This window comes from Micromonospora sp. NPDC002296, assembly GCF_040296145.1.
Classification (GTDB): Bacteria; Actinomycetota; Actinomycetes; order Mycobacteriales; family Micromonosporaceae; genus Micromonospora.
The window spans coordinates 56,435-62,757 of the sequence record NZ_JBEOWQ010000006.1 but is presented as its reverse complement, the minus strand read 5'-3'; the positions used below and the strand labels follow the sequence as shown (position 1 = coordinate 62,757).

Annotated in this window: 7 protein-coding genes; 1 reads left to right on the top strand and 6 read right to left on the bottom strand. The window is 74.4% G+C overall.

Going from position 1 to position 6,323, the window contains the following annotated elements; genetic code table 11:
• Positions 1-22: 22 nt before the first annotated feature.
• The 6 genes from ABT023_RS07295 to ABT023_RS07270 all read right to left on the bottom strand — a co-directional run bounded on the left by ABT023_RS07295 (position 23) and on the right by ABT023_RS07270 (position 5,342).
• Entirely contained in the window at positions 23-265 is a 243-nt protein-coding gene (locus tag ABT023_RS07295; protein ID WP_350882668.1) for a DUF3311 domain-containing protein, read from the bottom strand.
• A gap of 236 nt (positions 266-501) precedes the next feature.
• Positions 502-1,713: a bifunctional RNase H/acid phosphatase gene (locus ABT023_RS07290; RefSeq protein WP_350882666.1), complete on the bottom strand. Its 1,212-nt coding sequence runs from the start codon at positions 1,711-1,713 to the stop codon at positions 502-504.
• A gap of 5 nt (positions 1,714-1,718) precedes the next feature.
• Positions 1,719-2,456, bottom strand: a complete 738-nt coding sequence (locus ABT023_RS07285; protein ID WP_350882664.1) for a zinc ribbon domain-containing protein — start codon at positions 2,454-2,456, stop codon at positions 1,719-1,721.
• Positions 2,453-3,412 carry a Nif3-like dinuclear metal center hexameric protein gene (locus ABT023_RS07280; RefSeq protein ID WP_350882662.1) on the bottom strand — a complete coding sequence of 320 codons (960 nt, stop codon included), beginning with the start codon at positions 3,410-3,412 and terminating at the stop codon, positions 2,453-2,455. Before ABT023_RS07280 ends, ABT023_RS07285 begins: the two co-directional genes overlap by 4 nt.
• 101 nt (positions 3,413-3,513) lie before the next feature.
• Entirely contained in the window at positions 3,514-4,116 is a 603-nt protein-coding gene (locus tag ABT023_RS07275) for a flavoprotein (protein ID WP_350882660.1), read from the bottom strand.
• Positions 4,113-5,342, bottom strand: a complete 1,230-nt coding sequence (locus ABT023_RS07270) for a helix-turn-helix domain-containing protein (protein ID WP_350882658.1) — start codon at positions 5,340-5,342, stop codon at positions 4,113-4,115. The genes ABT023_RS07275 and ABT023_RS07270 overlap by 4 nt, the downstream gene beginning before the upstream one ends.
• A gap of 245 nt (positions 5,343-5,587) precedes the next feature.
• Between ABT023_RS07270 and ABT023_RS07265 the strand changes: the two genes are divergently transcribed.
• Complete coding sequence (locus tag ABT023_RS07265) at positions 5,588-6,259, top strand: bifunctional DNA primase/polymerase (RefSeq protein WP_350882656.1); 672 nt, start codon at positions 5,588-5,590, stop codon at positions 6,257-6,259.
• The last annotated feature ends 64 nt before the right edge of the window (positions 6,260-6,323 follow it).

The following is a 6,323-nucleotide window of genomic DNA, read 5'->3' as shown; positions in this document are numbered from 1 at the left end:
TGGCCCGGCTCACTCCTCGCGCTCACCGGCCACCCCGCTTCTTCGTAAGCTGGTAGACCAGCGTGGTGGTGGCCACCCCGAGCAGGATGTAGGCCAGTTGCAGCCAGTAGAAGCGCGGGAACCCGAGCACGCGCGGCGAATCGGCGTTGAAGAACACCGGTATCAGCGGCACCACGATCGGGATGAACAGCAGCCAGTTCCAGGGGCTGTGGTCCTTCGCCCTGGACGACGCCGAGCCGGGCGTCTCCGGTTCGGGTGCAGCCATCCGACACACCTCCGGGAAGTCGTATCTCGCCAGTGACGGCCGCACGTTACGACCATGTGACCCCCGCCACATCCGATCGGCGTCGGCCAATGCGCCAAACGGCCCTCCAACTGCGCCGAACGGCCCCGTACGCCCTCCCCCGCCCAGCCCTCCCCCGCGCGAAAACACGGAAAGAGTGGCCATTCGCCGAGGAATGGCCACTCTTTCCGGGAAAGTGCGCGGGGCGGGGGGTGGGGTCAGGGGGTCGAAAGGTGGGCGGTGTCGTTGATCGAGCGGACCGTCAGGCCGCCGTCGGACCAGCGATCCAGGACGGAGATGCCGGCCGCGTCGAGGTGGAGCCGGTGCAGGAACGCGTCGTCGGCGCTGAGGGCGTCGCGCAGCACCAGCTTGATCGGCGAGACGTGCGAGACCACCACCACGGTCTCCCCGGGGTACGCCTCGATCAGCGCGTCCGTGACCCGGGTCGTCCGGGCGGCGACCTCGGTGAACGACTCGCCGTCCGGTGGGGCGACGCGGGTGGAGGCGAGCCAGGCGTCCAGCTCCCCCGGCCAGCCGGCGCGCACCTCGGCGAAGGTGCGCCCCTCCCAGGCACCGAAGTCGCACTCGATCAGGTCCCCGGCCGTGCGTACCGGGACGTCGCCGAGCGCCCCGGCGATCGCCTCCGCGGTAGCCGTACACCGGGACAGGGGCGAGCTGACCACGGCCGCGACGGACGGGGCGAGGGCGGCCACCCGGGCGGCCGTGGCCTTCACCTGGGCCCGGCCCCGCGCGGACAGCGGCACGTCGCCCCGGCCGGAGTAGCGGCGCTGCTCGGTGAACTCGGTCTCGCCGTGCCGGACCAGGATCAGCCGGGTGGCGGTGTCGCTGGGCCGCGGTTCCCAGGAGGCGGGGATGGTGGCCGGATCGGAGCCGGCCCCCCGGGTGGCGGCGCGGGCGGCTGCCTCGCGGGCACGGGCACGGGCGGGCGAGTCCGGGGCGGCCACCTCGCGCGGCGGCTCGACGAGCGCAGCCGGCGCGGCGGCACGGGCCGGCTTGCCGGCGGCGGCGTCCATCGCCGCGTTGGCGAGGGCGTCGGCGTGCCGGTTGCGTTCCCGCGGGATCCACTGGAAGCGCACCGCGGCGAACCGGCCGACCAGGGCCGCCGCCTGCGCGGCGAGCGGACGCAGTCCCGGGTGCTTGATCTGCCAGCGCCCGCACATCTGCTCGACCACCAGCTTGGAGTCCATCCGGGCGTCGACCTCGGCCGCGCCGAGTTCGGCGGCGGCCTCGAGGCCGGCGATCAGCCCCCGGTACTCGGCCACGTTGTTGGTGGCGGTGCCGATCGCCTCGGACCGCTCGGCCAGCACCTCGCCGCTGGCCGGGTCCCGGACCACCGCGCCGTAGCCGGCCGGGCCGGGGTTGCCCCGGGACCCCCCGTCGGCCTCGATGACAACCGCGCGCACCGCCATCGCGCCTACAGCCCGGACTCGTTGGTGCGGACCATGATCCGGCGGCACTCCTCGCAGCGGACCACCTCGTCGGGGGCGGCCTTGCGGATGCGGGCCATGTCGGCGCCGGAGAGGTCCAGCCGGCAGCCGCCGCAACGGGTGCCGGTCAGCAGCGCCGCGCCGAGGCCGCGGTCCTCGCGGATCTTGTCGTAGAGGGTGACCAGGTCGCCCGGCAGGTCGCCGGCGAGGGGCTGGCGGGCGGTCCGCTTGAACTCCTCCTCCTTGGCGATCTCGGCGAGGGCCTCGTCGCGACGCTGCTCGGTCGCGGCCCGCCGCTCCCGCGCCTCGGCCGCCCGCCGCTCGATGTCGTCGAGCACCCCCTGCGCGGTCTCCCGCTGCTCCATCAGCTCCAGCTCGGCGTCCTCCAGGTCGCTCTGCCGGCGGTTCAGCGAGACCAGCTCGTGCTGGAGCGCCTCCAGTTCCCGGGCCGGTCCGGTGCCGGCGGCGAGCCGCACCTCGTCCTTGCTCTTGCGAACCCGGACCTGCTCGACGTCCTTCTCCAGCCGGGCGATGTCCCGGTCCAGGTCGTCGACGGCAACCTGGGCGCGGACCCGCTCGTCCTCCAGCGCGGACAGCTCCCGCGCGAGGCCCTCCAGCTCCGCCCGCTCGGGCAGGGAACGGCGGCGGTGGGCGAGCTGGGCGAGGGAGGTGTCGATCGCCTGGAGGTCGAGCAGGCGGCGCTGGACCTTGGGGTCAGCCTTCACGGTCTGGGCTCCTTGTCGTCCGCGGCGGGGGCGGCGTCGGGGTCGGCGGCGGATACCGGGGCGGTGCCGCCTGGCGCGGGGTCGGCGGTGGCGGGGTCGGCGGGTGCCGAGCCGCCGCCGGGCGCGGCGGCGTGCACCGTCCACGGGTCGGTGTCCAGGTCGGACACCATGGTCTCGACGCCCAGCTCCGCCCGAAGCAGGGCGGCCAGGTCGTCCAGCCAGGGTCGTTCGGTCGCCCAGTGGGCGGCGTCGAGCAGAGCCGGGCCGCCGGCGGCGAGGTGCTCGCCGGCGGGGTGGTGGCGCAGGTCGGCGGTGAGGTAGGCGTCGACGCCGGCCGCGGTGGCCGCGCCGAGGAAGGCATCCCCCGAGCCACCGCTGACCGCAAGGGTACGCACCGTCCGCGCCGGGTCGCCGGCGGCGCGGACGCCCCAGGCGGTGGCGGGCAGCACGGCGGCGGCGTACCGGGTCAGCTCGGCGAGGGTCATCGGCCGGGGCAGCTCGCCGATCCGGCCGATCCCCCGGCCCGCGCCGACGGCCGGGGTGCCCGGGGCCGAAGGGTGCAGCGGGCGCAGCCCGGTCAGCCCGAAGCGGGCCGCGAGCGCGTCGGAGACGCCGGGATCGGCCACGTCGGCGTTGGTGTGCGCGACGAGGAGCGCCACGTCGGCCTTGATCAGTTGGTGGATGATCCGCCCCTTGTACGTCGTCGGGGCGACCGAGGAGACCCCGCGCAGCAGCAGCGGATGGTGGGCGACGATCATGTCCGCCCCGGCGGCGAGGGCCTCGGCGACGGTCTCGGGGACGACGTCGACGACGCAGGCCACCCGGCGGACCTCGGCGGTCGGCTCGCCGAGCACCAGCCCGACCCGGTCCCAGTCCTCGGCCCAGGCCGGCGGGTAGCACCGGTGCAGCGTCGCCACCACGTCGGCCACCGTCGGCGGTGTCGGGGTTGTGCTCACGGCGGGCCACTCTACCGGCGCGCGCCGTAGGTCAGGGTCGCGGCTGTGGGCAGGGCCCCCCGGTGCAACGGAATCCGTCGGCAAGGGGCCCTGCTCTCCGATCAGGCGGCTGGGGTGACCGGGCAGCGCCGGTCGCGGAGCGCCGCCAGGCCGGCGCCCCACGGGAACGCGTGCAGGTGGCGCTCGCCTGCGCCGGGTGGGTGCAGCGGCACGACGTGCTCGCCGAAGACCACGTCCACCCCCCACTCGGCGAGCCGGCCCAGGCTGGCCCGGAAGGCCGGGTGCCCGGCCATCGCGGCGTTGGTGAACGGCACCGCGACGATCGGCACCCCCTTGCCCTGCGCCTCGACCAGCAGGCCGAGGGCGAGGGTGTCGGTGATCCCGGCCGCCCACTTGTTGACCGTGTTGACCGTGGCCGGGCAGACGATCATCGCGTCGGCCGGCGGCAGCACGTCCGGGTCACCCGGGTCCTTGTACCGGCTGCGGACCGGATGGCCGGTCTGCCGGGCCAGCGCCGGCCGGTCGACGAACTTCGCGCCGTCCGGCGTGACCACCACGCAGACCTCCCGGCCGTCCTGCTGGGCCAGCTCGACCAGGCGGCCGACGTGACCCGCCAGCGGCGACCCGCAGGCGATGACGTAGAGCACCCCATGGCGCTCGCTGCCGCGGTGCAGGCCGTCCGTACCGACCCCCGCCGCGCTCATACTCCCACTCCCATGTGCTCAGCCAACTCCGCAATCGGCGGAGGCAGCGCACCTCGTGTGCGACGCAGGACGTCCGACATCACCTCGTGGGCGATGGGGCGGCAGCGGATCTCCGAGGGCGCGAGCCGGTCGCCGCGCAGCAGCATCTCCCCGGCGGTGGCCACGTCGCCGATCTGGGCCATGCCCCGGGCGATGTCGAGCAGATGGTGGGCCCGACGCTCGGGGAGTAGACCGTTGAAGGACGACTCGGGGATGCGCTGGTGGTGCACCTCCACCGCCCGCCCCCCGTCGCCCAGCTCCACCGCGGCGGCGGCCCGGTGCAGCTCGACGTTCGTCGGGCCGAAGGAGGTCCAGTAGTGGTTCTGGTCGCCGCCGAGCAGGACGGCCGCCTCCTGGGCGCCGTTGATCAGGTCGTCCACGGTCGCCGTGTCGCCGAGCCGGGCAGCGGCCATCGCGCCCTGGAGCAGGAGGATCCCGTAGACGGAGAGCCGCTCCGGGCCGGCGTCGTTGCCGCCGCCGGGGGCCAGCCGGTTGGCGATGTTGACGTTGAGCTCCAGCGCGGAACGGGCCCGCCCCATGGCGACCATCGCGTTGCAGACCCGGGTGGTGGCGATCCCGGCGAGGAGCTGGTCGTCGGCCCGCTGGGCGACCGCCATCGACCGGTCGGCGGCCAGCCAGGCCAGTTCGCACTCGCCGAGCTTGCGCAGCACCGAGGAGGCGATCTGGTACACCTGGCCGAGCAGGTGGGCGGCGTCGCGGGCCTGGTCGCCGTCGTGGCCGGCGTCCGCGGCCTGGGCGTCGCGCAGGAGCTTCGGCAGCGCCCGGGTGAGCATCCCGTAGCGGCCGTACTGGTAGGTCAGCCAGGCGTGGTTGACCGCCTTGCGCATGTCCACCAGCGGCGGCGGGAACGGGGCGGCGTCGAAGTAGGCGCTCATCGAGTCGTACCGCTCCAGGGCCGCCCGGATCTCCTGGACCTCGACCGGATCGATGCAGTTGAGCACGTCGGTACGCCGCTCCGGGTCCTTGCCGAGCAGCAACTGAACGTCGACCTCAAGGATGTAGGCGATCTCGTAGAGGACGGAGAACTTGTCCAGCCGGCGCACCCCGCGCTCGACCTTGTCCACCCAGCTCTTGGATTTGCCGAGTCGGTCGGCGAAGACCTGCTGGGACATCTTGCGCCGGCCGCGCCAGTACGCCACGCGCCGGCCTATGGGTAACTCGTCCATGTCCATCCCTCCCCTGGCCGGGCCGGTTGGCCTCGGCGGCGACCGTGCGGACGGATCGGTGGTCCGTTCGTCCTCAGGTTTTCGCTGGTCGCACAGCCTGTACGTCGGCCGTGCGGTCAGCACTCCTAGCTTTCGTGCAAGTTGCATCAGCCGTTCCGTCAAGTCAACGAACGCGGGTTACGGCAGTGACGGCGCTCGACAAGCGACCTGGCACCTACCGGTCCGGGCGAGAGGAGTTCGTAGGCATGTGGGGGAACGTCGGGCCGCGGGTCGCGCAACTGTCGCCGCTGGAACGGGTCCGGCTGCGCCGGGTCGCCGTCCGCTACGCCGTCCACGGCTGGGAGGTGACCCCCGGCGCATGCCTGGCCCGCAGCCGCTTCGTGTGCGGTCGGGCCGGCTGTCCCACCGTCGGCTGTCATCCCGCGCTGGAGGACTGGGAGCGGGCGGCCAGCACCGACGCGGCGCGGGTGGCGACCTGGTGGCGCAGCCGCCCGTACGGCGTGCTGCTGCCCACCGGGCGGGCGTTCGACGTCCTGGAGGTGCCGGCCCACCTCGGCCGGGGGGTACTCGACGTGGTCGGGAACCACCCGGCCGGATTCGGCGTCCGCGGCCCGGTGGTGGTGACGCCGACCGGGCGTTGGATGTTCCTGGTCCGTCCCGGCGACCCGCTGCGCCCGGAGCTGGAGCACTGCTTCCACGTGGTCCGGCACGGCACCGGCTCGTGGATCCCGGCACCGCCGACCCGGCTGCCGGAGGGCACGGTCCGCTGGGCGGTCGCCCCGGAACAGGCGCGCTGGCAGCTCCCGGACTCCTACCTGGTGCAGAACGTGCTGGTAGACGCGCTGCGGGCGACCGGCGTGACGCTCACCCCCGAGCTGCTCCCCGGCCACCTGCCACTGCCACGCCGCGGCTGGTGAACCCGCCCCGGCGACGCCGCTGGTGGATCCGTCCGCCGTCGGACTGACGCCGGCGGGCCCGCCC

Bases quoted from the DNA above. Each gene is read 5' to 3' on its own strand.
- ABT023_RS07295 (WP_350882668.1), bottom strand. From the start codon at position 265: ATGGCTGCACCCGAACCGGAGACGCCCGGCTCGGCGTCGTCCAGGGCG.
- ABT023_RS07290 (WP_350882666.1), bottom strand. From the start codon at position 1,713: ATGGCGGTGCGCGCGGTTGTCATCGAGGCCGACGGGGGGTCCCGGGGC.
- ABT023_RS07275 (WP_350882660.1), bottom strand. From the start codon at position 4,116: ATGAGCGCGGCGGGGGTCGGTACGGACGGCCTGCACCGCGGCAGCGAG.
- ABT023_RS07270 (WP_350882658.1), bottom strand. From the start codon at position 5,342: ATGGACGAGTTACCCATAGGCCGGCGCGTGGCGTACTGGCGCGGCCGG.
- ABT023_RS07265 (WP_350882656.1), top strand. From the start codon at position 5,588: ATGTGGGGGAACGTCGGGCCGCGGGTCGCGCAACTGTCGCCGCTGGAA.